23 protein-coding genes are annotated in these 24,460 nt (G+C 65.2%); 14 read left to right on the forward strand and 9 right to left on the reverse strand.

The features are described 5' to 3' along the window. Nucleotides 1-2: 2 nt before the first annotated feature. Complete coding sequence (locus VPH41_RS16115; protein WP_152255990.1) at nt 3-278, reverse strand: hypothetical protein; 276 nt, start codon at nt 276-278, stop codon at nt 3-5. A 218-nt stretch (nt 279-496) separates the two neighbouring features. Here VPH41_RS16115 and VPH41_RS16120 point away from each other — a divergent pair, with 218 nt between their 5' ends. Together VPH41_RS16120 and VPH41_RS16125 are read left to right on the forward strand one after the other, a co-directional pair. Then, complete coding sequence (locus VPH41_RS16120; RefSeq protein ID WP_328570769.1) at nt 497-1,267, forward strand: transferase spermidine synthase; 771 nt, start codon at nt 497-499, stop codon at nt 1,265-1,267. A gap of 153 nt (nt 1,268-1,420) precedes the next feature. Continuing rightward, nucleotides 1,421-4,300 (forward strand): bifunctional diguanylate cyclase/phosphodiesterase, encoded by a 2,880-nt coding sequence (locus VPH41_RS16125; protein WP_328570770.1) that lies wholly within the window; start codon nt 1,421-1,423, stop codon nt 4,298-4,300. Here VPH41_RS16125 and VPH41_RS16130 read toward each other — a convergent pair. From VPH41_RS16130 to VPH41_RS16150, 5 genes are all read right to left on the reverse strand, one after another. Further along, nucleotides 4,290-4,538, reverse strand: coding sequence for a hypothetical protein (locus VPH41_RS16130; protein ID WP_328570771.1), 249 nt, complete (start codon nt 4,536-4,538; stop codon nt 4,290-4,292). The genes VPH41_RS16125 and VPH41_RS16130 overlap by 11 nt on opposite strands. Nucleotides 4,539-4,547: 9 nt before the next feature. Further along, nucleotides 4,548-5,429 carry a LysR family transcriptional regulator gene (locus VPH41_RS16135; protein ID WP_328570772.1) on the reverse strand — a complete coding sequence of 294 codons (882 nt, stop codon included), beginning with the start codon at nt 5,427-5,429 and terminating at the stop codon, nt 4,548-4,550. An 84-nt stretch (nt 5,430-5,513) separates the two neighbouring features. Then, nucleotides 5,514-6,131, reverse strand: coding sequence for a PAQR family membrane homeostasis protein TrhA (trhA, locus tag VPH41_RS16140; protein WP_152282767.1), 618 nt, complete (start codon nt 6,129-6,131; stop codon nt 5,514-5,516). Between the two features lie 163 nt (nt 6,132-6,294). Then, nucleotides 6,295-7,812 (reverse strand): NYN domain-containing protein, encoded by a 1,518-nt coding sequence (locus tag VPH41_RS16145; RefSeq protein WP_328570773.1) that lies wholly within the window; start codon nt 7,810-7,812, stop codon nt 6,295-6,297. Nucleotides 7,813-7,924: 112 nt separating this feature from the next. Beyond that, nucleotides 7,925-9,121 carry an alpha/beta hydrolase family protein gene (locus VPH41_RS16150; RefSeq protein ID WP_328570774.1) on the reverse strand — a complete coding sequence of 399 codons (1,197 nt, stop codon included), beginning with the start codon at nt 9,119-9,121 and terminating at the stop codon, nt 7,925-7,927. 159 nt (nt 9,122-9,280) lie between these two features. On the opposite strand from VPH41_RS16150, the gene VPH41_RS16155 reads away from it, so the two are divergent. Continuing rightward, nucleotides 9,281-9,652 (forward strand): flagellar basal body protein, encoded by a 372-nt coding sequence (locus VPH41_RS16155; RefSeq protein ID WP_099664525.1) that lies wholly within the window; start codon nt 9,281-9,283, stop codon nt 9,650-9,652. A gap of 25 nt (nt 9,653-9,677) precedes the next feature. Here the strand turns inward: VPH41_RS16155 and VPH41_RS16160 are convergent, their stop codons facing one another. Beyond that, nucleotides 9,678-10,277 carry a TetR/AcrR family transcriptional regulator gene (locus VPH41_RS16160; RefSeq protein WP_289911585.1) on the reverse strand — a complete coding sequence of 200 codons (600 nt, stop codon included), beginning with the start codon at nt 10,275-10,277 and terminating at the stop codon, nt 9,678-9,680. A gap of 139 nt (nt 10,278-10,416) precedes the next feature. On the opposite strand from VPH41_RS16160, the gene VPH41_RS16165 reads away from it, so the two are divergent. The 3 genes from VPH41_RS16165 to VPH41_RS16175 are packed head-to-tail and all read left to right on the forward strand — an operon-like array spanning nt 10,417 to nt 13,312. Further along, nucleotides 10,417-11,478, forward strand: a complete 1,062-nt coding sequence (locus VPH41_RS16165; RefSeq protein WP_152282764.1) for a sugar phosphate isomerase/epimerase family protein — start codon at nt 10,417-10,419, stop codon at nt 11,476-11,478. Between the two features lie 41 nt (nt 11,479-11,519). Further along, entirely contained in the window at nt 11,520-12,386 is an 867-nt protein-coding gene (locus VPH41_RS16170) for an alpha/beta fold hydrolase (protein WP_328570775.1), read from the forward strand. Next, entirely contained in the window at nt 12,383-13,312 is a 930-nt protein-coding gene (locus VPH41_RS16175; RefSeq protein WP_328570776.1) for an alpha/beta hydrolase, read from the forward strand. The genes VPH41_RS16170 and VPH41_RS16175 overlap by 4 nt, the downstream gene beginning before the upstream one ends. Nucleotides 13,313-13,363: 51 nt before the next feature. Here VPH41_RS16175 and VPH41_RS16180 read toward each other — a convergent pair whose 3' ends face one another. Together VPH41_RS16180 and VPH41_RS16185 are read right to left on the reverse strand one after the other, a co-directional pair. Beyond that, nucleotides 13,364-13,903 (reverse strand): molybdopterin-dependent oxidoreductase, encoded by a 540-nt coding sequence (locus tag VPH41_RS16180; RefSeq protein WP_251351201.1) that lies wholly within the window; start codon nt 13,901-13,903, stop codon nt 13,364-13,366. A 30-nt stretch (nt 13,904-13,933) separates the two neighbouring features. Then, nucleotides 13,934-15,931 (reverse strand): TonB-dependent receptor plug domain-containing protein, encoded by a 1,998-nt coding sequence (locus VPH41_RS16185; RefSeq protein ID WP_328570777.1) that lies wholly within the window; start codon nt 15,929-15,931, stop codon nt 13,934-13,936. Nucleotides 15,932-16,220: 289 nt separating this feature from the next. Between VPH41_RS16185 and VPH41_RS16190 the strand changes: the two genes are divergently transcribed. From VPH41_RS16190 to VPH41_RS16225, 8 genes are all read left to right on the forward strand, one after another. Beyond that, nucleotides 16,221-17,045: an IclR family transcriptional regulator gene (locus VPH41_RS16190; RefSeq protein WP_328570778.1), complete on the forward strand. Its 825-nt coding sequence runs from the start codon at nt 16,221-16,223 to the stop codon at nt 17,043-17,045. Between the two features lie 39 nt (nt 17,046-17,084). After that, nucleotides 17,085-18,239, forward strand: a complete 1,155-nt coding sequence (locus tag VPH41_RS16195) for an acyl-CoA dehydrogenase family protein (RefSeq protein WP_328570779.1) — start codon at nt 17,085-17,087, stop codon at nt 18,237-18,239. Between the two features lie 11 nt (nt 18,240-18,250). Next, nucleotides 18,251-19,792 (forward strand): class I adenylate-forming enzyme family protein, encoded by a 1,542-nt coding sequence (locus VPH41_RS16200; RefSeq protein ID WP_328570780.1) that lies wholly within the window; start codon nt 18,251-18,253, stop codon nt 19,790-19,792. Between the two features lie 112 nt (nt 19,793-19,904). After that, entirely contained in the window at nt 19,905-21,071 is a 1,167-nt protein-coding gene (locus VPH41_RS16205) for an ABC transporter substrate-binding protein (RefSeq protein ID WP_328570781.1), read from the forward strand. Nucleotides 21,072-21,176: 105 nt separating this feature from the next. Next, complete coding sequence (locus tag VPH41_RS16210) at nt 21,177-22,049, forward strand: branched-chain amino acid ABC transporter permease (RefSeq protein ID WP_287773276.1); 873 nt, start codon at nt 21,177-21,179, stop codon at nt 22,047-22,049. After that, nucleotides 22,046-23,020 carry a branched-chain amino acid ABC transporter permease gene (locus VPH41_RS16215; protein WP_328570782.1) on the forward strand — a complete coding sequence of 325 codons (975 nt, stop codon included), beginning with the start codon at nt 22,046-22,048 and terminating at the stop codon, nt 23,018-23,020. Before VPH41_RS16210 ends, VPH41_RS16215 begins: the two co-directional genes overlap by 4 nt. Further along, a complete protein-coding gene (locus VPH41_RS16220) occupies nt 23,013-23,726 on the forward strand; it encodes an ABC transporter ATP-binding protein (protein WP_328570783.1) in 714 nt (237 codons plus the stop codon). The genes VPH41_RS16215 and VPH41_RS16220 overlap by 8 nt, the downstream gene beginning before the upstream one ends. Continuing rightward, nucleotides 23,719-24,420, forward strand: coding sequence for an ABC transporter ATP-binding protein (locus tag VPH41_RS16225; RefSeq protein ID WP_152282754.1), 702 nt, complete (start codon nt 23,719-23,721; stop codon nt 24,418-24,420). The genes VPH41_RS16220 and VPH41_RS16225 overlap by 8 nt, the downstream gene beginning before the upstream one ends. Nucleotides 24,421-24,460: the final 40 nt, after the last annotated feature.

A 24,460-nucleotide genomic window follows, 5' to 3' on the forward strand; every position in this document is an offset into this window, starting at 1 on the left:
GGTCAGATTTCGTGTTCGACATTGGTGCTGCCGTCGCCGACCTTGCTGGCCCACGCCTGCACGAAATACTGCTTCTCCACTTCGCTGGGCGCCTCATGCCAGAAAACGATGAGGGTGCCCTTGTGGTCGTGGATCTGCGCTACTTTTTCAATGAAACCGAAATTGGCGGCCTGGTCGGCCAGCGCCGCCGCGTAGCCATATACGCGCGTCAGCCGCTCGATGCGGTCAGGCTCCGTAAAACTGTTCGTCGCCGTAATGATGGGGTGATCCAAAAACATGCTTGTCTCCATGGTGCCCGACTGCGCGGCCTTGCCGCTGCGCGCCGTACGCTGCCTGGCGCCGCGCTCCGCGCTGTGCGCCGAACGGCGACAGGCGAGCCCGCCGCCGCTCCATGCGGACGCTCTGTGCGGATTAATCGGGTATGCTCACGGGAGCTTATCAGATTTCTCTGAATGCAACAAAACATCGTCCCCAGTCCACTCAGCGAAGTCGTCCCATGCCGGAAAACAGAAGCCCCACCCCACAGGCCCCGCAGGTACATACCTGCGGCGACCGGCGCCGCCTGGAATTCCAGCCCGGCATGATCCAGAGCGAAATGCTGCTGTCGCGCCCCGACCACCTGCTGCTGCGCTATGCGCGCGCCATGATGTGCTTCACCCTGTTCGTGCCCCGTCCCCGCCACATCCTGATGGTGGGCCTGGGCGGCGGCTCGCTGCTCAAATTCTGCCACCGCCACCTGCCCGACGCGCGCATCACGGTGCTGGAATTGCGCGCCGACGTGATCGCCCTGCGCGAGCAGTTCATGCTGCCGCCCGACGACGCGCGCCTGCGCATCATCGAGACGGACGCCGTCAGCTACATCCGCCAGCATCCGGGCTGCGCCGACGTGCTGCTGCTCGACGGCTACGACGAAACGGGGCTGCCGCCCGCACTGGGCAGCGCGCGCTTCTATGCGGACTGCCTGCGCACCCTGCTGCCCGGCGGCGTGCTGGTCGCCAACCTGTTCAGCTATGACGAGCACTACCCCGCCATGCTGGCGCGCCTGATGCTGACCTTCCGCGGCGCCGTATGCCACTTCGATGGCATCGCCGGCAACAACCGCATCCTCTTTGCCGCCAAGCCGCAGCAGCACGCCCCCGGCCGCGCCATGCGCGTGGTGCGCCTGGTGCGCTGGCGCCAGGCGTGCGGCCTGGCGTTCCTGAACCGCCTGCTGCCGGCATGGCAATTGTGGCGCTTGCGCCGGCAGTCCGGCGCGGACGGCGGCTGAACGCCCCCTTCCCCGCCATCGATATTGTTGCTTATTAGCAGTACTTTGGTGCAAAATCAGCATGATGGATGTGGTTTATGACAAACTACGGCCTGCGTGGGGCCGGCAGGCGCCGCCGAACCCAAGTGTCCATGAAGTGAGATAGGAAAAACCATGCTGCGTGGCCGCCTGCCATTGTCGATTTCTGCCGCGGCCGCGCTGACCTTTGCCTGCGGCGTCAGCATCACCGCCATGCTGTTCGCCGCCATCAGCCAGCTCGAATACGACAAGATGAGCCTGAGCCTGCAGCAGCGCGCCGGCGCCAGGGTCGCCGCCATCGAGCAGGGACTCGACGACGCGGTCGAGGTGCTGACCACGACGAACCAGCTGTTTAGCGCCGTCGTGCCCGTTACGCGCGAGCAGTTCCACGACTTCACCACGCCGCTGCTGCAGCGCCACCCATTCATCCAGGCCTTCAATTTCCACCGCATCGTGCCGCATGCGCAGCGCGCGGCGTTCGAGACGGAGCTGCGCCGCATCGTGCCCGATTACGCGATGACGGAAATGCGCGATGGCGTCGTCGTGCCCGCGACGACGCGCGCCAGCTACCTGGTGGTGGACTACCTCGTCCCCTTGCAGGGCAACCGCCCCGCCTTCGGCCTGAACGTCAGCCCGAACGGCTTGCTGGCGAATGCGCTGGAACAGGCCATCGTCAGCGGCCAGACCACCGCCACCGGCCTGCTGGCCCTGGCGCAGGGGCCGCAGCAGGGCTTCGTCATCCTGCGCCCCGTGTACCGCCACGGCCTGCCCCTGCAAACGGTGCAGCAGCGGCGCGCGGCGCTGATCGGCGATACGGCCGCCATCATCCGCGCGGGGGAACTGGTGCAGAAAATCCTCGCCGGCGCCGACCTGCTGGGCGACCCGCAGCTCGAACTCAGCGTCTACGCCGATGCGGGCGCCGACCCGCGCCAGCGGATCTTCCAGCATGGCCAGGCGCCTGCCGACGAACCGGGCGGCGCCTGGGAATCGCTGCCCCGCTGGCTGCAATTTGCCTACCACAGCCATTATGACCGGGCCTTCACTTCCGCCGGCCGGCCCTGGCATGTGCGCGTGGTGGCCCATCCGCGCCCCTTCCTGGCCGACCACCTGGGCTCCCTGTTCACCCTGATCACGGGTTTGCTGTTCAGCGTGCTGACGGCCGCCTTCGTGCAGACACTGACGCAGCGCTCGCGCCGCGTGCAATTGCTGGTGGAGCAGCGCACGGCCGACCTCAAGCGCAGCAATGAACTGCTCAGCGCCGACGTGCGGGCGCGCCAGCGCACGGAGCGCGCCTTGCAGGAAAGCGAAAAGCGCTTCCGCCGCCTGCTGGCCCTGTCCTCGGACTGGTACTGGGAACAGGATGCCAATTACTGCTTCACCCACATCACCAGCGGCTTCACGGACAAGTCGAACATGCCGCTGGAACGCTTCATCGGCATGACGCGCTGGGACAACAACCCGGAAATGCGCAATTCGCGCTGGGGCAAGCAGCATATCGCCAACCTGGAAGCCCACCTGCCCTTTTCCAACCTCGAATACGCGATGAAGGACCGCGATGGCCAGCTGCGCTGGTTCAGCATCAATGGCGAACCGCTGTTCAACGAGCTGGGCGAATTTCGCGGCTACCGGGGCACGGGCTCCGAAATCACGGAGCGCAAGCTGGCCGAGCAGCAAATCCAGCACATCGCCCACCACGACGTGCTGACGGGCCTGCCCAACCGCGCCCTGCTGCGCGACCGCCTGGCGCAGGCGATGGCCCTGTCGCGCCGCAAGAACCGCGCGCTGTGGGTGCTGTTGATCGACCTCGACCGCTTCAAGTTCGTCAACGACAGCCTGGGACACAAGGCGGGCGACCTGCTGCTGAAAACCATCGCCACGCGCCTGCAGTCCAGCCTGCGCGAAAGCGATACGGTGGCGCGCCTGTCCGGCGATGAATTCGTCGCCATTTTGTGCGAGCAGGCGGACGAAGTGCTCAGCGGCGCCATCGTGCAGCGCGTGATGGATGCCGTGGCGCAGCCGGTGCTATTGGATGGCAAGGAATTTTTCGTCACCTGCAGCATCGGCGTGGCCGTCTACGACACGTCGCGCTACGACGCGCCCGGCGACGTGACCTTGAATGGCGAGACACAGAACTTGATCGAGCAGGCCGACATCGCCATGTACTGCGCCAAGAAACAGGGCCGCAACAACATCAAGTTCTACACGACGGCCATGAACCAGGCCACCCTGGAGCGCCTGCGCATCGAGACGGCGCTGCGCAACGCGCTCGAGCGCGAACAGTTCGTGCTGCATTACCAGCCGCAGCTGGACCTGGCCAGCGGGCGCATCGTGGGCGTGGAAGCGCTGCTGCGCTGGCAGCACCCGGACCTGGGCATGGTGGCGCCGCAGCGCTTCATCGCGCTGGCCGAGGATACGGGCCTGATCGTGCCGATCGGCGCCTGGGTCATGCGCCAGGCGTGCGCGCAGATGCAGGCCTGGCATGCGGCCGGCCTGGGCCAGCTGCGCCTGGCCGTGAACCTGTCGGCGCGCCAGTTCAACGAGCCGAACCTGGTCGCCTCGATCGCCGACGTGCTGCAGGAAACGGGACTGGCGCCCGCCTGCCTGGAGCTGGAACTGACGGAAAGCCTGTTCATGCACGACGTGGCGCTGGCTGTCAGCCAGCTGCACGACATGAAGGCGCTGGGGGTGCAGCTGTCGATCGACGACTTCGGCACCGGCTATTCCAGCTTCGCCTATCTGCGCACCTTCCCCATCGACGTGCTGAAGATCGACCGCAGTTTCGTGGGCGACGTGGCGCGCGACGCGGACGATGCGGCCATCGTCGTCTCCATCATCGCGCTGGCGCACAATTTGAAACTGCGCGTGGTGGCCGAAGGCGTGGAAACGGCCGAGCAGCTCGACTACCTGCGCCGCCACGGCTGCGACGAGGCGCAGGGCTTTTATTTCAGCCGGCCGCTGCCCGCCCATGAAGTAGAAGCCCTGCTGCGGGCGGAAGAAACGCACGTCATGCCGTAGACGACGGCGGCACCCTTGCCCCGAGTTCGAGCTCGTCCCAGTCGTCGTCCAGGCCGGATTGCGCCAGCAGGGTAGCCACATCCGTGGCATGCGCCGGATCAATGTCCTGCTCCGGATGCGGCCACACGAAATCGCATTCCGTGCAGACGATCACCTGCTGGCCCGTCTTGCGGACCGTGGCGTGCACCAGGTCGCCATATTCGTCGCAGGTGGGGCATTGCATGCCATGTGCGCGCATGTCCGGGCCTTACAGTTTCTGTTGCAGGAATTCGAGGAAGCAGCTGATGCGCTGCGCCAGCTGCGTATTGCGGTAGTACACGGCGTGGATCTGCTGCCGGTAGCCCGTGTAAAACGGCTGCAGCACCTTCACCAGGCGGCCGGCCGCGATATCGTCCCTCGTCATGAAGTCGGACAGGCAGACGATGCCCTGGTCGTGCAGGGCCAGCTGGCGCAGGGTTTCGCCGCTGGATGCGGCCAGCGCGGGCACGATCTGCAGGCTGTTGCCGGCGGCGTGGCGCAGCGGCCAGCTATTGCCCAGTTCATATTGCGCAAAGCCCAGCAGTGCATGGCCGGACAGCGCTTCCGGCGTATCTGGCGTGCCGTGGCGCGCCAGGTAGGCGGGCGTGGCCAGCACGTGCAGGGGGCTGGCACTGAGCGGACGCGCATGCAGGGTCGAGTCGACCAGCGCGCCGATGCGGATGGCGATATCGGTGCGGTGTTCGAGCAGGTCGGCGATCTGGTCGTTGCTGGTCAGCTCCAGGCGGATGTCCGGGTACATGGCGCGAAATTCCGCCACGTGGGGCACCACGCAATGGAGCATGAAGGGCGAGGCGGCATCGACGGACAGGCGCCCGGCCGGCTTCTGGCGGCGGATGCGGATCGACTCTTCCACGTCTTCCATCGAGGCGAGGATGGCGCGCGCCTTGTCCAGGAACAGCTGCCCCTCTTCCGTCAGCTCCATGCGCCGCGTGGTGCGCGTCAGCAGCGAGGTGGCCAGCTTGTCTTCCAGGCGCGACAGGGCGCGGCTGACGCCGGAGGTGGTTTGTCCCAGGTGTACGGCGGCTGCGCTCAGGGTGCCGCTGTCGATGACGGTGACGAAGATTTTCAGGTCGTCCGAATTGATATCCATGCTTGCCTTGCTCATTGTTGCCCACATTTCACATATCGCGCCATTATAATGGAATGGCGGCAACAGTGATGGCGGTAGGCAACGTCAGGCAACGTAGAACAAAATGGCGATAAAATGGCAGCTACTGCCGGCCAGCACGAACAGGTGCCAGATGCCGTGGCCATGGCGCAGCTTGTGGTCGGTGGCGTAGAAAGCGATGCCGCCCGTGTAGCACAGCCCGCCTGCCACCAGCCACAAAAAGCCATTCCACTCGAGCGCCGCCAGCAGCGGCTTGATGCCGATGACGATCAGCCAGCCCATGGCCACGTAAATCACCAGCGACAGGATGCGCGCGCCTTTCGCGTACACGTATTCCTGCACGATGCCGAGCAAGGCCAGGCCCCAGACGACGCCGAACAGCGACCAGCCCCACGGTCCCCGCAGGGTTACCAGCATGAAGGGCGTGTAGGTGCCCGCGATGAGCAGGTAGATGGCGCAATGGTCGAGCCGCTGCAGCACGGCCTTGGCCTTGCCGCGCACGCTGTGGTAGAGGGTGGACGTGAGGTACAGGGTCAGCAGCATGGCCGCATACACGCTGCAGCTGACGATTTTCCAGGGGTCGCCCGTGCGGGCCGCCGCGACGATCAGGATGACGCCGCCGATGGCCGCCAGCGCGGCGCCCACCGTATGGGAAATGCTGTTGAACCGTTCACCGTGGTACATGCTTGACCGCCCGCCCCGTTAAAAACAGGCTCATCGTACACGCTTGGGGGAATGGTGGTGGTGCGCATGCACCGAACGTATTGATACGCAGCAAAGTTCCGGGGTCAGACCGGACGGGACTCGGCGTCCCCGTCTGACCCCAGTTCTTGCTTTGGGGCGTCAATCAATCAACTTCCGCCTTCTTGCGCGCGGGACGGCGCGCCGGCGTCTTGCGCGGCGCCTTGGCCGGCTTGTCTTCGGCCACGACAGCCACTTCCACCGGTGCCGCTTCGACGACAGGTGCCGCTTCAACCACAGCTTCCGCCGCCTTCTTGGCCGGCTTTTTCGCCGCTGCCGCCTTGCGGGCCGGCGTGCGCGGCTTGGCTTTCGGTTTCGCTTCGGCGGCCGCCTCAACTACCTCCACAACCGCTTCCGCTGCCGGCTCGGGCTCAGGCTCAGGTACTGGCACAGGCACGGCTTCCGCCACCGGCGCTGCCTCGACGGCTTCGGCGCGCGCTTCGCGGGCACCGTCGCCATTCTTGCGGCCGCCACGGCCGTTGCGGCGCGAACCGCGCTTGGCGTTGCCTTCTTCGGCCACGACCTCGGCTGCCGCCTCGGCCACTTCATGCAGCACTTCCGGCTGCGGCGCCGGCGCATACTGCTCGACGACGACCGTTTCCGCGTCGGCTACGGGCACGAAAACCTGTGGCGCTTCGCCGCGGCGATGCTCGTTCTGCTTGCGGCCGCCACGGCCATTGCGGCGCGAATCGCGGCGGCTGCCGCCTTCGCGCTGGTTGCCCTCTTCCACTGCCGCGCCGGCTTCGCCGCTGGCGATAGCCTCGCTGGCGGCGTCCCCGCTCGCGGCGGCAGGCACGGCCACCAGGCCGCTGCTGCGGTAGACATAGGCGCCCGATTTCTCATCGCGGCCAAATTCCAGCAAGCCGCGCGTCTGCGCTTCTTCCAGCAGGTTGCCGAAGGTGCGGAAACCGTAGTAGGACTCGCTGAAATCGGGCTTGCGGCGCTTGATCGCCTCTTTCAGCATCGAGGCCCAGATCTTGCCGCTGTCGCCACGCTCGGACACCAGCGCGTCGAAGGTTTCGACGGCCATCTCGATCGCTTCCGTCTTGCGCGACTCGTATTTTTCCTTGCGGCGCACTTCTTCGTCGGGCGAGCGCTTGGCTGCCGGCGTGTCGCGCGCGTCGCGCTTGGCGGCCGTGCGGCGGCTTTCGCGCACCAGGTCGTCGTAGAAAATGAATTCATCGCAGTTCGCCACCAGCAGGTCCGACGTCGACTGCTTGACGCCCACGCCGATCACCTGCTTGGCGTTTTCGCGCAGTTTCGACACGAGCGGCGAAAAATCGGAATCGCCGCTGATGATGACGAAGGTGTTGACGTGGGCCTTGGTGTAGCACAGGTCCAGCGCATCGACCACCAGGCGGATGTCGGCCGAATTCTTGCCCGACTGGCGCACGTGGGGAATTTCGATCAGCTCGAAGTTCGCCTCATGCATGGTGCCCTTGAAACTCTTATAACGGTCCCAGTCGCAATATGCCTTCTTGACAACGATGCTGCCCTTGAGCAGCAAGCGTTCCAGGATGGGCTTGATATCGAATTTTTCGTAATTTGCATCTCGCACGCCGAGCGCGACGTTCTCGAAGTCGCAAAACACGGCCATGCTGAGGTTTTCTGGGGATGACGCCATAAGGGTGAATTCTCGCTGGATGATAAGGGCGGACGGGAAGCGCAACGCCTCCCTTTTCCCCTAGTATATTCGCCCGCCCCCCGTTTCGGCGACAACTATCGTGCGCGGCCGCCTATTGGGCGCCGCCGGCCGCCCTCGCGCTGGCACCGGCGACGGGCCAAACGACGCTTTCATCGACCGAATACAGCTGGCACGGCAGGCTGCTGCGCTGCTGGCACGAGGCCAGCGCGCGCACGTCGGGGCTTTCACCCTCCTCGGCCCAGCCCCAGGCGCCGCTGGCCGACAGGGCAAAGGCGCGCGGCGCCGTTTTTTCCAGGAAGACGCGGTAGGCGGCGCGCCCCTGCTCTTCCAGGTAGGGCACGGCGGCGATATCGTCCTGCGGTGCGAAATGCGTGGCGGGCGGCGGCGGCGCATCGGCCACGCGGTAGACCTGCCGCACCGGCATGCCGATCTGCTGCAGGAAGCGTTCCGTGGCGGGCAGCCACACGGCCACGCCGTCGCGGCTGCCCAGGGTCAGGTGGGCGTCGCGCTTGAACGGGCCATACGCCAGCAGTTGCGCCCGGCCGCCGGAACCGGTAAAGGAATTGAACAGCCGCCGCGCCAGCGCCGGCGAAAAATACGAGTCGTTGGCGCCATACAGCCACAGGCTGGGAATGTGGTTGTAGGCGCCCAGGGTGGCGAAAGTCTTGGCCAGCGCCCCTTGCCAGTCGCAGCCGGGCATGTCGATGCGCAGTCCGCCGGCGAAATTGAGCACGCCGCGCACGCCGGGCAGCACCCGGGTCGCGAGCGCCAGCGCCGCCATGCCGCCATACGACTGGCCCGCGACGACGATGCGCTCCGGGTCGACCCAGCGCTGGCGCCGCGCATACGCGAGCGCGGCAAGCACGTCGCGCGCCTGGCCCTGGGCGTTGCCCAGCATGTCGCAGCCGAAATCGCGGTAAGCGCCCGTGGAACGGGCATACCCGGCGCGCATGGGCAGCATCACCGCATAGCCGCGGCGCACGAATTCGGTGGCCATGTAGATAAAGCGCTCGCGCGCCTGCAGTCTCGCCGGTCCTGCCTGCTTGCCATGATTCATCAGCAGCAGGGGAAACGGGCCGGGGCCGGCGGGACGAAACACAGTGGTTTCCAGCACGTCGCGCAAGCCGTCGCCGGCCGGCACCATGATGACCTGCTCGTTCAGGCGTGCATCGAGCGGCAGTGGCGCGTGGGCAAGCTGGGCGTTCAAGGGCATGCAGGGCAGGCCGAGCAGAAAACCCAGGAGCATGCGGCGCAGCAGGTGGCAAATGGCGGACTTCGTGGGTGGCATCCCTGCCAGTCTAGGCAGTGAAATACCACGGAACAATATAAAAAAATTACGTGATGGACATATTTTTTGCGGCAAGCACCTGCGCGAAAAATTGTTGCCTTGCACCAACCATTTTCTCCGCAGACGGGAGTAAACTAAAGGCCTTCTGAAGGAGTTGCCATGTCCATATCCGCCCTCACCACCGGTACCTCGGGGCTGACCGCCAACCAGCGCGCGCTGGATGTGGCCGCCAACAATATCGCCAATGCGAATACCCAGGGCTTCCAGCCGCAACAAGCCGAGTTTCAGGAAGCCAGCCCAGCCGGCACGGGCGTCACCCTCTCCGTCGAAGGGCGCAAGCTGGCCGCCGGCGAAAGCGTCAGCGGCGCCAATGCAAATGCGGCCAAGGCGGCCGAAAGCCGGCCCAACGGCGTGGGCCTCGCTTCCGAGCTGACGGATAACCTCGTCTACAAGGCCGGTTTCAACCTGTCGGCAAATGTCGTCAAGGCAGCCGACCAGGCCCTGGGCAGCCTGATCGACGTCAAGACCTGACGACTGCGGCTATCGAAACAATAGTCTAGTTTTTCATTTCCAGCGCCAGCGGCGCCATGGCCGGCGTGATCAGCGCCAGCAGCCGTTCGGCGGGAATGCCGTCGCGCGCCTGCACCGACAGGCCATGCAGCAGCGCCGCATAATAGTCGCCCAGCGCCTGCACGTCCGCCTCCTCTTTCAATTCTCCCGCCAGTTGCGCCGCGCGCAGGCGCTCGATGACGGCCTGCGTGCGTGCGCGGCGGTGCTGCGCCAGCCAGTCGGCGATGCCCGCATTGTCCGCGCTCGTATTCGTGGCGGCCGTGACCACCATGCAGCCTTGCGGCTGGCCGCTGCGCGTATACAGCAGCACTGCCTCTTCCAGCATGCGCGCCACGGCATCGCGCACGTTCAGGCTGGCCGCCAGCGCGTGCACGGCAAACGCGCCCTCGCCCGTTTCATACAGTTCCACGGCTTCGCGGAACAGCTGTTCCTTCGAGCCGAACGCCGCATAGATGCGTGCCGAAGCGATGCCCAGCGCCGCCACCAGGTCGGCCATCGATACGCCTTCGTAGCCGCGCGTCCAGAACGCGTCGCGCGCTTTTGCCAGCGCCAGCGCGCGGTCAAATTCCCTCGGTCTTCCTGCCATTTTTATCCTCTGCTTGCAAACTGGCGGCCAGTATAACGCCTGCACGCCATACCGATTCCGCATTTATTTTGCATCACGGCCTTGACCGCGCTGCAAATTTCGCCTATTCTTTGTCGATCGACAAACAATAGGAGCCGATATGAAAACCATCCAAGGACCAAGCCTGCACCTGGCACAATTCGCCGCCGATACGGCGCCCTTCAACACCCTGCCTGCCATCGCCGAGTGGGCGGCCGGCATGGGCTTCAAGGCCCTGCAGATCCCCGCCTGGGATGCACGCCTGTTCGACGTGGCGCAAGCAGCGCACAGCCAACAGTACTGCGACGACCTCGTTGCCATGCTGGCCAGCCATGGCCTCGTCATCAGCGAACTGACGACGCACATCCTCGGCCAGCTGGTGGCCGTGCATCCGGCCTACGACGCGCTGTGCGACAGCTTTGCGCCGGCACACCTGCACGGCCAGCCGGCGGCGCGCACCGAGTGGGCCATCGAACAGGTCAAGCTGGCGGCCATGGCCTCGAAGCGCCTGGGTCTGACGGAAATGGGCACGTTCTCCGGCTCGTTCGCCTGGCCCTACCTGTTCCCGTTCCCGCAGCGCCCGCCCGGCCTGATCGAAGCGGCCTTCGACGAACTGGCGCGCCGCTGGCTGCCCATCCTCGACGTGTGCGAAGAACAGGGCGTCAACCTGTGCTACGAAATCCACCCGAGCGAAGACCTGCATGACGGTATCAGCTTCGAGATGTTCTACGAGCGCGTGGGCCGCCACCCGCGCTGCAAGATGCTGTTCGACCCCAGCCACTTCGTGCTGCAGCAGCTGAACTACCTGGAATTCATCGACATCTACAAGGACCATATCCGCATGTTCCATGTGAAGGATGCGGAATTCAATCCGACGGGACGGCAAGGCATCTACGGCGGCTACCAGTCGTGGGAAAACCGCGCCGGGCGCTTCCGTTCGCTGGGCGACGGCCAGGTCGATTTCAAGGCCATCTTCTCGAAGATGGCACAGAACAACTACGCGGGCTGGGCCACGCTGGAATGGGAATGCTGCCTGAAGGACCAGGAGGTGGGTGCGCGTGAAGGCGTGGCGTTCATCAACGCCCACATCATTCCCGTGACCGACAAGATCTTCGACGATTTCGCCGGCGCCCCCGTCAGCGCGCAGCAGATCAATACCCTGCTCGGCATCACGCACAACTAATCAACTGAATCAACGCAATCGAATCAATACAAGGACATACCATGCATCAGAATGAAGCCAGCTACACCCACGACTACGTGCGCATCGACGGCCAGCGCCTGCATTGCGTCATCGCCGGCGAAGGCAAACCCGTGCTGCTGATCCCCGGCTGGCCGCAAACCTGGTACGCCTGGCGCCACGTGATGGCGGCGCTGGCCGCCCAGGGCTACCAGGCGATCGCCATCGATCCGCCCGGCAGCGGCCACTCGGAACGTCCGGCCGGCGGCTACGACACGGGCGCCGTTGCCGCCACCCTGCACCGCGCCATGCTGGCCCTGGGCCATGCGCAGTACGACGTGGTGGGCCACGACATCGGCATGTGGGTCGGCTATGCGCTGGCCAGCGACTTCCCGCAGGCAGTGACGAAACTGGCGCTGACGGAAGCCGTGATCCCGGGCCTGGCGCCGGCACCGCCGATTTTTGTCGCGCCGTCCGACAATATCTTCCTGTGGCACTTCATGTTCAACCAGGTTCTCGATTTGCCGGAAATGCTCACGGCCGGCAAGGAGCGTGAATACATCCGCTTCATCCTGGACCGCTGGTCGTACCGCCGCGACAAGGTGGCCGTCGACGTGTATGCGGACGCCTATGCCACGCCGGGCGCCCTGCGCGCGGGCTTCGCCTACTACCGCGCCATTCCGGAAACCATCCGGCAAAACCTGGAGCGGGCGAAAAAGAGTCTGGCCATGCCCGTGCTGGCCATCGGCGCCGACCACGCGACGAATGACGCGCCCCTGCTGACCATGCAGGGCAAGGCGGACATCCTGAAAGGCGCCATCGTCGCCGAATGCGGCCACTTCATCATGGAAGAACAGCCGGAAGCGTTCATCGCCCACCTGCTGCCGTTCCTGGCCGGAGACGCCGCATGAGCCTCGATCCGCAAGTAGCGGCCTTCCTGGCGCTGGCAAACGATGCGCCGCCGCCCGCCTCGCTGGCGGACCTGCGCGCCGCCACGGAAACGGGGCTGCGCCAGTTGCACGGGCCACTGGAAGACGTCGCCTCGATCAAGGACTACGTGCTGCCTGGCGAGCATGCGCTGACCGTGCGCGCCTACGTGCCCGCCGGCGCGGACACAGGCAAGCCCCTGCCGGCCATCGTCTTTGCGCATGGGGGCGGCTGGTGCCTGTGCTCGCTGGACCTGTACGACAATCCATGCCGCGCGCTGGCCAACGCCACCGGCTGCGTGATCTTTTCCGTCGACTACCGGCTGGCGCCCGAGCACAAGTTCCCCGTGCCGCTGAACGACTTTTACTCGGCGCTGTGCTGGGTCGCCCAGCATGGAGCGGCGCTGGGCATCGACGTGAACCGGCTGGCCGTGGGCGGCGACAGCGCGGGCGGCAACCTGGCGGCGGCAGCGGCCCTGATGGCGCGCGACCAGGCCGGTCCCGCGCTGGCGCACCAGCTGCTGCTGTACCCGGCGCTCGATTTTGCCTTCGACACGCCGTCCTACCAGCGCTATGCGGAAGGCCACTCGCTGACGCGGGAAGCCATGCGCTTTTGCTGGTCGGCCTACCTGAACGAGCCGGCTGACGGCGCGCAGCCCTACGCGGCGCCCCTGCGGTCAACGTCGCTCAAGGACTTGCCGCCGGCGACCGTGCTGGTGTGCGAGTACGACCCGTTGCACGACGAAGGCGAAGCCTATGCGCGGTACTTGCGCGACGACGGCGTGGCGGCGCAATGCGTGCAGCTCGACGGCATGATCCATGCGTCGATGCACATGCTGGGCTTGACGCCAGCGGCGCGCGGCCTGTTCGACGTGGCGGGCAAGGCCATGCGGCAAGCGCTGGGGGCATAAAAAAACGCGCCGGGGATGGCTCCACGGCGCGTTTTTTTCATCAGCTGCGCATCATTCCACCAGCTTGCGCACTTCGATACCGTTCAGCCACTTCACGTGGCGCGGGCCCGTGCGGATGTCCTTTGCCGAAATGAGGGCGATCTCGCCATCGTTGTCGTCGAGGGCCTTGCCGTTTTTTTCGTAGTAGACGATCACGCCCTCGCCGGCCGGCGCGTTATACAGCTCGCCCCAGGAAAACACCACGGCATAGCCGTCGGTGGCCGTGGCGATGATGGCGAGCTTCTTGACGTCGTTGTGACCCGGCGCATCGAGCACCGCCTTGTCGAGAATGTCGCGCAGGCGCACGCCGCGATAGCTGGTGATGGTTTCGGCCTTCTCGCCGTTATGGCGCGTGACGGCGATTTCGCCGCCGTTGGCCGGCGGCAGCTGGCGCAGGTCGGCCACTTTCAGCGTCAACGGCGTTTCCACCACGCCTGTCACGGCCAGCGCGTGGCTCATGTTGTCGCGCGCCGGCGCAGGCGCGGCAGACCACGCGGGTGCCGCGGCCAGCAGTGCGGCCGAAGCGAAACCGGCGGCTATTTTCTTGAACATGCTGTGTCCTTTCATTGAACAGTCAAACAATCAGAACTGGTACTGCGCATTGGCCAGCCAGGTGCGTCCCGCGCTGGGGAAACCGTCGGACAGTGCGTAATTGCGGTCGCCCAGGTTCGCCACGCCCGCTTCCAGGCTCAAGGCCGGCAAGGGACGATACACAGCCTTCAGGTTCACGGTGGTAAAGCCGCCGAGTTCGAGGGTGTTCGACACCCAGCGTCCGCTGTTCGATTCGGCGATGGCCACCACGTCGACCTGGCGCGCCGCATGCAGCACGGCGTGCGCCGTCAGCTTGTGGCGCGGCACGTCCGTCAGGCGCGTGGCGCGGTCGCTGACGTTCTTCATTTCCGTGTAGGTGTAGTTGCCGCCGAAATCCAGCCAGGCGCCGGCGCTGCCGCGCAAGCCCAGCTCCACGCCGCTGATGTGCGCCCTGCCCGCGTTCTGCATCTGCGCGCGCACGCCAGAGACGTTCGCCACGCTCTGGATCTTGTCCTTCACGTCGCTGTAGAACAGCGCCGCTTCCAGCGCCACGCCCTGCGAGTTTCCTTGATACCCGAGCTCATAATTGATCGCCTCTTCCGCGCGCAAGGCCGGGTTTTCGATATACGTGCCCAGGCGCTGCGAGTAGCGATCCTTCAGGGTCGGCAGGCGCGACTTGCGCGCCACGGTGGCGTACACGCGCGCACCGGCGCCGATCTTGCGGAACAGGCCCGCCTGCAGGTCGGTGGCCGATTGATTGTCGGGCAGGGTATAGGCATTGCCGGCGCTGTAGACGGTGTCCGGGCGCAGCGCGTTGCGCGAGACGCCCAGCGACAGTTCCGTGGCCCCGTTCAGGGCGATGCTGTCTTCCGCGCCCAGGGTCCACAGCGCATCCTTGTACCAGGTGGTGCGCACGCCCTTGGCATCGAGTTCCTGGTGTTCGTCGGCCTTGTAGCTGGCGACGAAACGCAGGCTGTGCGTGGCCAGGCGGAACGATTCGAGTTCCACCGCGCCGCCATTCGTGCGGTCGTTATAGATGCTGCGCCCGCCGCTGACGCTGCCCTGGCCGCTGGTTTTCAAGGTCGTGTAGCTGCCGTTCGTATAGGACGTGATTTCATTGTCGTAGCTGTCGTGGTACAGCCGCAGTTTCAGGCGCTCGGCCTCGCCCAGGCGCGTCTGCGAGACGAAATACACGCTTTCCTTGTTCCAGTATGGCCATTGCCAGTAGCGCGCGCCGACGGGATTGACCGATGGCGGCTGGCCTTTTTCGCCATGCTGCTTGTAGTAGCTGAGCGCGTATTCATCGCCTGCCTGCGCGCCATCGGGCGTGTAGCCCACCTTGAACGACAGTTTATGGTCCTTGCGATACGAGTTGTTGCGCATGCCGCCGTCTTCCGTGGCGGTCGGGCGGAAGTCCGACGACAGGGGGAAACCGTCGCTGTCGATGTACGACACGCCCGCCTGCAGATACCACAGGCCCTGGTTGCTGCCCACATTGGCCGCCACCTGGCGCTCGCTGCCCGAGCCGAAACCGACGGAAGTGTCGCCTTCCAGGCGCGCCACGGGTTTGCGTGACACCAGGTTGATGGCGCCGCCCAGGGTATTGGCGCCATAGGCCACGGAACTGAAACCCTTGGCCACCTGGATGGCGGCCAGGTCGCTGGTCGTGAAGCGGTTGAAATCGACGTAGCCGTCATACGGCACGTAGACGGGAATGCCGTCGATATACAGCGGCACCTGGCGCGCATCGAAGCCCCGGATGGCGACGGTCTTCTCGTTGCGCGAGTTGGTCGACAGCGATACGCCGGACAGCAAATTGAGGGCGTCGCCCACGTTGTCGCGGTTAAAGCGGCGCATCTCGGCGCGGCTCACTTGCGCGCCCACCTGCTGTTCCGCCTGGCCTGCCTGCTCGCGCTGGCCGATCACCGTCACCGTGCCCAGCACGAACGGCGCCGCCGCCTCCGCGTCATCCCTGCTCCCTGTTTGCTGCGCCTGCGCCATCTGCGCCAGCGCCAGCATCACGGCGCCTGCCATTACCTGTTTCAACATCGTCTAGATCTTTCCACTCTCGTTATATATCGTCTTATATAGCGATACTCAAAAAAGCGGCCACCCCTGCGGCGGCCGTCACCCAACAGCGCAATATACAGACGTATATAGCGATGCTCAAGCGACAAGGCGGGAAACCCCTGCGCAAGTCAATTTTCGAGGCAAATTTCATGCATTGTTTCATGCACTGCAGCATTTCGCTGTGCGAACGAATGTTTCACAAAACGGTTGACATGCGGGAGCCGGCTAGGCAAACTGATTTCTAGGGAGCCTGAAAATGAATGCAAATATGACAAATATTCAGACCGCAGCAGATCCGGAACTCATCGTCTTCAGCGATGACGACGAAGGCAAGGACCGCCAGTTCGTCAACGCGCTGGCGCGGGGCCTGGAAGTGCTGCGCTGCTTCCGCCCTGGCGAAGTATTCTTGTCGAATGCGGACATGGCCAAGCGCACGGGCATCCCGAAACCGACGATTTCGCGCCTCACCTATACCCTCACCAAGCTGGGCTACCTCAATTATTCGGACAGCCTGGGCAAGTACCAGCTGGGCGCCGGCGTGCTGGCCCTCGGCTACCGCATGCTGTCGAACCTCGACGTGCGCAAGATGGCGCGCCCCCTGATGGAAGAACTGGCCGAACATGCGCAGGCGTCCGTCTCGCTGGGCACGCGCGACCGCCTCAGCATGGTGTACGTGGAAACGTGCCGCAGCAGCGCCAACGTCACCCTGCGCCTCGACGTCGGTTCGCGCATCCCATTGATGACGACGGCCATGGGCAAGGCCCTGCTGTGCATCCTGCCGCAGGCCGAACGCGACTACCTGATGGACCATGCGCGCGTGCACGAGACGGAACGCTGGCCGCGCATCAAGGCCGGCATCGAGCAAGGCTTCAAGGATTACCTGGACCGGGGCTTTTGCATTTCGGCCGGCGAGTGGCAGAACGACGTGCACGCGGTGGGCGTGCCCATGCTGGGTGCCGATGGCGAACAGGTGATGGCCTTCAATTGCGGCGGCCCCGCCTTCCTGCTGTCGCGCGAAAAACTCGAAGGCGACCTGGGACCGCGCCTGGTCGCCCTCGTCAAGACAGTAGAAAAAAACCTGGGACGCGGTTAGAATGCGCGCCCCCTCACAATGACAGCTCCGAGGACCCCGATGATACGCGACGAAGAAACCCTGAACATTCTGCTCGACAGCATCGCCCGTTTCGTGCGCGAAGTGCTGGTGCCGAACGAGGCGCTGGTGGCCGAAACGGACACCATCCCGCCCGCCATCGTGGCGCAGATGCGCGAACTGGGCCTGTTCGGCCTGTCGATCCCGGAAGCCTACGGCGGCCTGGAACTGAGCATGGAAGAAGAAGTGCGCGTGGCCTTTGAAATCGCCCGCACCTCGCCCGCCTTCCGCTCGCTGATCGGCACGAACAACGGCATCGGCTCGCAAGGCATCGTCATCGACGGCACGGAAGCGCAGAAACAATACTATCTGCCGAAACTGGCGGCCGGCGAGATCATCGGCTCGTTCGCGCTGACGGAAGCGGGCTCCGGTTCCGACGCCGCGTCGCTGCGCACGACGGCCGTGCGCGACGGCGACTTCTATATCCTCAACGGCAGCAAGCGCTACATCACCAACGCGCCCGAAGCGAGCATTTTTACCGTGATGGCGCGCACGGACCCCGTCAAGCGGGGCGCCTCGGCCATTTCCGCCTTCATCGTGGAAAAGGACACGTCCGGCCTCTCGCTGGGCAAGATCGACAAGAAGATGGGCCAGCAAGGCGCGCATACCTGCGACGTCATCTTCGAGAACTGCCGCGTCCCTGCCGCAAACATCATCGGCGGCAAGGAAGGCGTGGGCTTTAAAACGGCCATGAAGGTGCTCGACAAGGGCCGGCTGCACATCGCCGCCGTCTGCGTGGGCGCGGCCGAGCGCATGCTGGCCGATGCCCTCGCGTATGCGATGGAACGCCAGCAGTTCGGCCAGCCCATCGCCGAATTCCAGCTGATCCAGGCCATGCTGGCCGACAGCAAGGCCGAGATCTACGCGGCGCGCAGCATGGTGCTCGACGCTGCGCGCCGGCGCGACAACAAGGAAGACATTTCGACGGAAGCGTCGTGCTGCAAGCTGTTCGCTTCCGAAATGTGCGGCCGCGTGGCCGACCGCTCCGTGCAGATCCACGGCGGCGCCGGCTACATCAGCGAATACGCGGCCGAGCGCTTCTACCGCGACGTGCGCCTGTTCCGCATCTACGAAGGCACGACGCAGATCCAGCAGATCGTCATCGCCCGCAACATGATCAAGGCAGCACAAAAGTGAAGGAGGCAGCAATGGACATTCCCGCCCTGCTGGCCGGCTTGCCGGCGCGCCTGTCGGCCATCCCGGCCCACTGGGCGGCGCGCGCGCCGGACGCGCCCGCGCTGCATGAAGGTGGCCGCAGCTGGACCTATGCGCAGCTGCAGCACAGCGTGGAGAGCGCCGCGCAGCTGCTGCGCGATTTGCAGGTGCGCGCCGGCGACCGCCTGATGGTGGTGGGCGAAAACGGCGCGCTGCAGGTGGCGCTGATCTTCGCGGCGGCCAGCATCGACGCGTGGATCGTCAACGTCAATGCACGCCTGTCGGCGCGCGAGATCGACACCATCGCCGAGCATTCCGGCGCGCGGCGGCTGCTGTTCCTGGCCGGCGCCTCGCCGGAAGCGGCCGCGCATGCGGCACGCCTGGGCGCGGCCAGCGCCGTCACCGTCGACGGCATGGGCGAGCTGCTGGCGGGCGCATTGAACGATGCCGCCATCGCGGAAGCCTGCGTGCCAGGCAACGAACAGGTGGCTGCGCTGATCTACACGACGGGCACCACGGGCCAGTCGAAAGGCGTGATGCTCACGCACCGCAACCTGCTGTTCATCGCCGCCGTCTCCAGCACCTTGCGGGGATTGACGCGCAGCGACCGCGCCTACGGCGTGCTGCCCATTTCGCACGTGTATGGCCTGGCCTCCGTTGCCCTGGGCACCCTGTATGCGGGCGCCGCGCTGTACCTGGTGCCGCGCTTTTCCGTCGACGGCCTGCTCTCGGCCCTGAAGGACGACGAACTGACCATCGTGCAGGGCGTGCCCGCCATGTACGCGAAACTGCTGCAAACGCTGGGCGGCGCCGGGACGCCGCTGCCCACCCGGCTGCGCTTTGCATATGCGGGCGGCTCGCCGCTGGCGCCGTCGCTCAAGCACGAGGTGGAAAAGCTGCTGGGCACCGCGCTGCACAATGGCTACGGCATGACGGAAAGCGCGCCCACCATCAGCCAGACGCGGCTCGACGCGCCGCGCCATGACAGTTCCGTCGGCACGCCGATTCCCGGCGTGCAAGTGCGCGTGGTGGACGTGGCGGGCACGGACGTGGCGCCGGGCGAAGCGGGCGAACTGTGGATACGCGGACCGAACGTCATGGCCGGCTATTACCGCGAACCGGCCATGACGGCAGCCACCATGCGCGACGGCGGCTGGCTCAATACGGGCGACATGGCGCGCCAGGATCCCGACGGCGCCCTGTTCATCGTGGGACGCACCAAGGAACTGATCATCCGCTCCGGCTTCAATGTGTATCCGCTGGAAGTGGAAACGGCCCTGAACGCCCACGCTTCCGTGGTGCAGTCGGCCGTGGTGGGACGCACACTGGACGATGGCAACGAAGACGTCATCGCCTATGTGGAACTGGATGCGCAGCACCCGGTGACGGTGCAGGCCTTGCAGGACTATCTGGCGCAGACCCTGTCGCCCTACAAATGCCCGTCGGCCATCATCGTCATGGAAGCGCTGCCGGCGGCCGCCACGGGCAAGATTTTAAAGGGGCAGCTGCGCCAGATGGCGCAGAACAGGCCGTAAATTCACCATTGCAGTTGGTTTCAATACACCCGACAATAAAACCCAGGCGGGTAGCTTTGCCGGCGCCGATCCTGGCGCAGGCAAACCAAGTCACATCACCGGAGGAGACACGATGAAACGCACATACACACGCATCGCCATGGCAGCGCTGGTTGCCAGCGCCTGGATGGCACACGCCAGCGCCGACGAATTCCTGGTCGGCGCGGAAATCCCCCTGACAGGCAACCTGGCCAGGGTCGGTGCCGGCATGCAGGAAGGGATCATGGTGGCGGCCGAAGTGTTCAACAAGACCAACGGCAAGCACACCGTCAAGATCGTCACCGTCGACGACGAATCGGCGCCCGCCAAGGCCATCGCCGCCGTGGAAAAGCTGGCCAGCCAGGGTGTGGTGGCCATCACGGGCGGCTATGGCTCGAACAATATCTCGCCCGCCTCGGACACGGCCAACAAGCTGGGCCTCGTCTACATCACCTCGGGCGGCGTGGACGACAGCCTGGTATCGAGCGGACGCAAGAATTTTTTCCGCATCAATAACACGGCCGGCTACGAAAAAGCCATGCTGGGACTGCTTGCCGACGTGGGCGCCAAATCCGTCTCCATCGTGTACTCGACCAAGGACGCCACCACAGGCCTGGCGAAGGACGTGGAAAAAGCCCTGGCCGCCAAGGGCGTGAAGGTGACGACGCACTCGTTCGACCCGGCCATTACCGACTTCAAGCCCATCATCAACAAGATCAAGCTGCAGGACAAATCGGAAGTGGTGGCCATGGTCGGCTATGAAAACGACTATGTGGGCATCATCCGCGCCGCCCGCGTACTGAAGCCGAAGATCAAGGCCATGGTGGGCGTGTGGTCGCTGGCCACGCCGAAGATGGCGGCCGACTTCCCCGACCTGATGCCGAATGTCTTCGGCACGGCCCTGCTGCCCTTCCCCACGGAATTCAAGACAGCCGACGGCAAGGCCTTCAGCGACGCCTACAAGCAGCTGTACAAGAAGGAGCCGGACTACCTGGGCCAGTTCGGCTACGTGCAGTCGATGCTGCTGTTCGAGGCGATCGCGCGCGCGGCCGACAAGGGCACCATCAAGAAAGGCGGCGTGGCCGAAGAAATGCGCAAGACGGACCGCGAGACCCTGATCGGCCGCGTGCAGTTTGCCGCCAATGGCGACAACCAGAACTTCGTGCACCGCATGGCGCAGCACCAGGACAAGAAGGTGGTCATCGTCTGGCCGAAGGAACACGCGACGGGCAAGCTGGCCTATCCGGCCCTGCCCTGGTAGACGGCAGCCTCCCCTGCACACGCGCATGCCCGCCGGGCGTGCACCGATGAACGGCAACCCTGGCCCATCTTTGCGCTGCGCCAGGCTGCCTGACGGGACGACGACATGACAGAATTAATCTTGCAGGCCCTGTATTCGGGCCTGCTGCAGGGCGGCTCCTACGCCCTGATCGCACTGGGACTGGCGCTGGTGTTCGGCACCATGAAAGTGATCAACCTGGCGCACGGCGAGCTGGTGCTGCTGGCCGCCTACATCGCCTACAGCGTGGAATCGGGCCTGGGCCTGGGGCCCATGTTCGCCATCCCCATCGCGCTGGTGATCGTCAGCCTGACGTCCGTGGGCGTCTACCTGATCGTCAGCCGCATCAAGAAAGACCGCGAAATCAATTCGCTGATCCTCACCTACGGCATCGGCGTCATCCTCACCAATTTCATCCTGCTGGTATGGAAGGCCGACATCCGCTCGACGTCGTCGACCTGGCTGCAGGAAGGCATCGAGATCGGCCCGTTTTTCAGCATGCGCAGCGAAGTGATCTTCTTCGGCGTCAGCCTGGTGCTGATGGCGGCCCTGTGGCGCTGGCTGTCCACCAGCTGGTATGGCCGCGCCGTGCGCGCCGTCTCCAGCAACCGCGACGCGGCAAAGCTGATGGGTATCGACCCGGGCCGCACGGAGCTCGTCTCCTTCCTCGTCGCCGGCATCCTGGCCGCCTTCGCGGGCGTCGCCCTGTTCAGCTATGGCGTGATCCAGCCTGCCTACGGCGGCGCGCTGACGGTGAAGGCCTTCATTATCACGGTACTGGCCGGCATCGGCTCCATCCCCGGCGTGCTGCTGGCCGCCGTGCTGCTGGGCGTGGCCGAAGCGCTGACCGTCACCCTGGCCAGCTCCGCGCTGCAGGAATTGTCCGGCATGGTGCTGTTCCTGCTGGTGCTGTTCATCATGCCGAACGGCCTGTTCGGCGCACAACGGAGGCGCGGATGAAGCGCTCGACACTGATCTCCACGGCGGGCCTGCTGCTGGCCGCCTATGTCGCCGTGCCGCTGGCACTGGGCGGCAACCAGTACGTGATGAGCATGGTGGTGGCGGCCCTGATCATCGGCGGCGTGGCCATGTCCTGGGCCTTGCTGGGCAATCTGGGCGGCATGGTCAGCTTCGGCCATGCGGCGTTCTTCGGCGTGGGCGCGTACGTGTCCGCGCTGGCCAGCGTGAAACTGGGCCTGCCCGTGTTTGCCGCCATGCTGCTCGGCGGCGCGGGCGCAGCCGTCGCCGCCGTCATCATGCTGCCCGTGCTGCGCCTGCGGGGACCGTACTTTGCGCTGGCCATCCTCGCCTACGCCCACATCTTCCGCATCCTGGCCACGGAATGGAGTTCCGTCACGGGCGGCGCCGGCGGCATCAACAATATCCCCACACTGCCCACCGTCTTCGGCTTCGACCTGGCCAGCAAGACGGGCGCCTACCTGGTGGTGCTGACCCTGGTGGTGGCATGCGCCTTCGCCTACAGCCGCATCCGCGCCAGCCATTACGGCATCGCCCTGCGCGCCATGCACGACAGCGAAGACGCCACGCGCGTCGTCGGCGTCAACAGCACTTTGCTGAAAGGCGCCATGCTGCTGGTGTCGGCCTTCATGGCGGGCCTGTTCGGCGCCTTCAACGCCCACTACATCAACTTCCTGGAACCGGACTACGCATTCAACAGCCTGTGGGTGACCCTACCCATCGTGGCGGCCATCTTCGGCGGCTACCGCACGATACTCGGCCCCGTGCTGGGCGCCGTGGTGGTCTACCTGGTCGACCAGCTCATTTTCAAGTCGCTGATCCCCACGGGCCACCAGCTGGTGCTGGGCGTGCTGCTGGTGGCGATGATCGTCTTCAGTCCGAACGGCCTGCTGCCGCTGCTGCAAAAATGGCTGAAAAACGCGTTCACAGCGAAGGAGAAACAACATGCTTGAACTCGATAATGTGTCCGTGCGTTTCGGCGGCCTGACGGCCGTCGATTCCGTCACCTTAAAAGTGGGCAGCCACGACGTGATCGGCCTGGTGGGCGCGAACGGCGCCGGCAAGACCACCCTGTTCAACGCGATTTCCGGCCTGGTGCGCCCCACCAGCGGCCATATCCGCTTCGAGGGGCGTGACATCATGGCCACGCCCATGTACCAGCGCGCGCGCCTGGGGCTGGGCCGCACCTTCCAGATCCCGCAGCCCATGCATGAATTGACGGTGCGCGAAAACCTCGTCGTGGCGCAGCGTTTCGGCACGGGCAAGGTGGACCAGCGCAAGATCGATGAAATCCTCGATTTCACGAGCATGGCGGACAAGGCGCAGCGCGATGCGGCCAGTGAACTGGCGCTGACGGAATTGAAGGCGCTGGAAGTGGCCAAGGCGCTGGCGACGAATCCGAAGCTGCTGCTGCTCGACGAAGTGCTGGCCGGGCTGGAAACGAACGGCAAGCGCCGTTTCATGGGCATGCTGAAGGACTTGCATGCCGCCTTTGGCGTGGGCATCGTCATGATCGAGCACGATATCGAAACCATCAGCAATCTGTGCCAGCGCGTGGCCGTGCTCAATTTTGGCCAGCTGATCGCCGACGGCACGCCCGATTGCGTGTTCCGCGACCCGGCCGTCATCGAAAGCTATACAGGAGCCGCGCATGCTTGAAATAACAGAACTGCGCGCCGGCTACGGCGCCATCAACGTGCTGTGGGACGTGTCGCTGTCCATCCAGAAGGGCAAGCTGACCACCATCATCGGCCCGAACGGGGCCGGCAAGACCACCCTGCTGCGCGCCATCATGGGCCTGCTGCCCGTGGGCGCGGGCAGCATCGCGCTCGACGGCCACGCCATCAACGGCACGCCCACCTGGAAGATGAGCGACGCCAGGGTCACCATGATCCCCGAGGGCCGCATGACGTTCCGCGACATGAGCGTGGAAGAAAACCTGATCATGGGCGCCTTCCCCAAGGAGCACCGCAGCCACATGCCGGCCCGCCTGGCCGAAGCCTACGCCATGTTCCCCCGCCTGCACGAGCGGCGCAAGCAGCTGGCCGGCTCACTGTCCGGCGGCGAAGCGCAGATGCTGGCCATGGCGCGCGGGCTGATGTCGGACCCGTCGCTGCTGATCATCGACGAGCCGTCGCTGGGCCTGGCGCCGCTGGTGGTCAACGAACTGTTCGAGATCCTCGCGCGCCTGAACGACGGCCGGCGCACCATCATTTTAGTGGAGCAGAACACGGCGCGCGCCGTGGGCGTGGCCGACCACGTCTACCTGATGCAAAGCGGCAAGGTGGCGCTGTCGCAGCCGGCGCTTGATGTCGACCTGGAGCATCTGCACGCACTGTATTTCGCGCGCTGAGTGATAGCCACCGCACGCCCGTCGTGAGCGGCCTGCGGCC

The sequence above is a fragment of the Janthinobacterium sp. P210006 genome, assembly GCF_036231885.1.
GTDB classification, from domain to species: domain Bacteria; phylum Pseudomonadota; class Gammaproteobacteria; order Burkholderiales; family Burkholderiaceae_D; genus Janthinobacterium; species Janthinobacterium violaceinigrum.

What these genes read in the sequence shown, in the direction of transcription:
- VPH41_RS16135 (WP_328570772.1), bottom strand. Translation starts at nt 5,429, where the DNA reads ATGGATATCAATTCGGACGACCTGAAAATCTTCGTCACCGTCATCGAC.
- VPH41_RS16190 (WP_328570778.1), top strand. Translation starts at nt 16,221, where the DNA reads ATGACAAATATTCAGACCGCAGCAGATCCGGAACTCATCGTCTTCAGC.
- VPH41_RS16220 (WP_328570783.1), top strand. Translation starts at nt 23,013, where the DNA reads ATGCTTGAACTCGATAATGTGTCCGTGCGTTTCGGCGGCCTGACGGCC.
- trhA (WP_152282767.1), bottom strand. Translation starts at nt 6,131, where the DNA reads ATGTACCACGGTGAACGGTTCAACAGCATTTCCCATACGGTGGGCGCC.
- VPH41_RS16175 (WP_328570776.1), top strand. Translation starts at nt 12,383, where the DNA reads ATGAGCCTCGATCCGCAAGTAGCGGCCTTCCTGGCGCTGGCAAACGAT.
- VPH41_RS16160 (WP_289911585.1), bottom strand. Translation starts at nt 10,277, where the DNA reads ATGGCAGGAAGACCGAGGGAATTTGACCGCGCGCTGGCGCTGGCAAAA.
- VPH41_RS16170 (WP_328570775.1), top strand. Translation starts at nt 11,520, where the DNA reads ATGCATCAGAATGAAGCCAGCTACACCCACGACTACGTGCGCATCGAC.
- VPH41_RS16205 (WP_328570781.1), top strand. Translation starts at nt 19,905, where the DNA reads ATGAAACGCACATACACACGCATCGCCATGGCAGCGCTGGTTGCCAGC.
- VPH41_RS16200 (WP_328570780.1), top strand. Translation starts at nt 18,251, where the DNA reads ATGGACATTCCCGCCCTGCTGGCCGGCTTGCCGGCGCGCCTGTCGGCC.
- VPH41_RS16195 (WP_328570779.1), top strand. Translation starts at nt 17,085, where the DNA reads ATGATACGCGACGAAGAAACCCTGAACATTCTGCTCGACAGCATCGCC.
- VPH41_RS16120 (WP_328570769.1), top strand. Translation starts at nt 497, where the DNA reads ATGCCGGAAAACAGAAGCCCCACCCCACAGGCCCCGCAGGTACATACC.
- VPH41_RS16180 (WP_251351201.1), bottom strand. Translation starts at nt 13,903, where the DNA reads ATGTTCAAGAAAATAGCCGCCGGTTTCGCTTCGGCCGCACTGCTGGCC.
- VPH41_RS16145 (WP_328570773.1), bottom strand. Translation starts at nt 7,812, where the DNA reads ATGGCGTCATCCCCAGAAAACCTCAGCATGGCCGTGTTTTGCGACTTC.
- VPH41_RS16185 (WP_328570777.1), bottom strand. Translation starts at nt 15,931, where the DNA reads ATGTTGAAACAGGTAATGGCAGGCGCCGTGATGCTGGCGCTGGCGCAG.
- VPH41_RS16150 (WP_328570774.1), bottom strand. Translation starts at nt 9,121, where the DNA reads ATGCCACCCACGAAGTCCGCCATTTGCCACCTGCTGCGCCGCATGCTC.
- VPH41_RS16225 (WP_152282754.1), top strand. Translation starts at nt 23,719, where the DNA reads ATGCTTGAAATAACAGAACTGCGCGCCGGCTACGGCGCCATCAACGTG.
- VPH41_RS16165 (WP_152282764.1), top strand. Translation starts at nt 10,417, where the DNA reads ATGAAAACCATCCAAGGACCAAGCCTGCACCTGGCACAATTCGCCGCC.
- VPH41_RS16155 (WP_099664525.1), top strand. Translation starts at nt 9,281, where the DNA reads ATGTCCATATCCGCCCTCACCACCGGTACCTCGGGGCTGACCGCCAAC.
- VPH41_RS16130 (WP_328570771.1), bottom strand. Translation starts at nt 4,538, where the DNA reads ATGCGCGCACATGGCATGCAATGCCCCACCTGCGACGAATATGGCGAC.
- VPH41_RS16125 (WP_328570770.1), top strand. Translation starts at nt 1,421, where the DNA reads ATGCTGCGTGGCCGCCTGCCATTGTCGATTTCTGCCGCGGCCGCGCTG.
- VPH41_RS16115 (WP_152255990.1), bottom strand. Translation starts at nt 278, where the DNA reads ATGTTTTTGGATCACCCCATCATTACGGCGACGAACAGTTTTACGGAG.
- VPH41_RS16215 (WP_328570782.1), top strand. Translation starts at nt 22,046, where the DNA reads ATGAAGCGCTCGACACTGATCTCCACGGCGGGCCTGCTGCTGGCCGCC.
- VPH41_RS16210 (WP_287773276.1), top strand. Translation starts at nt 21,177, where the DNA reads ATGACAGAATTAATCTTGCAGGCCCTGTATTCGGGCCTGCTGCAGGGC.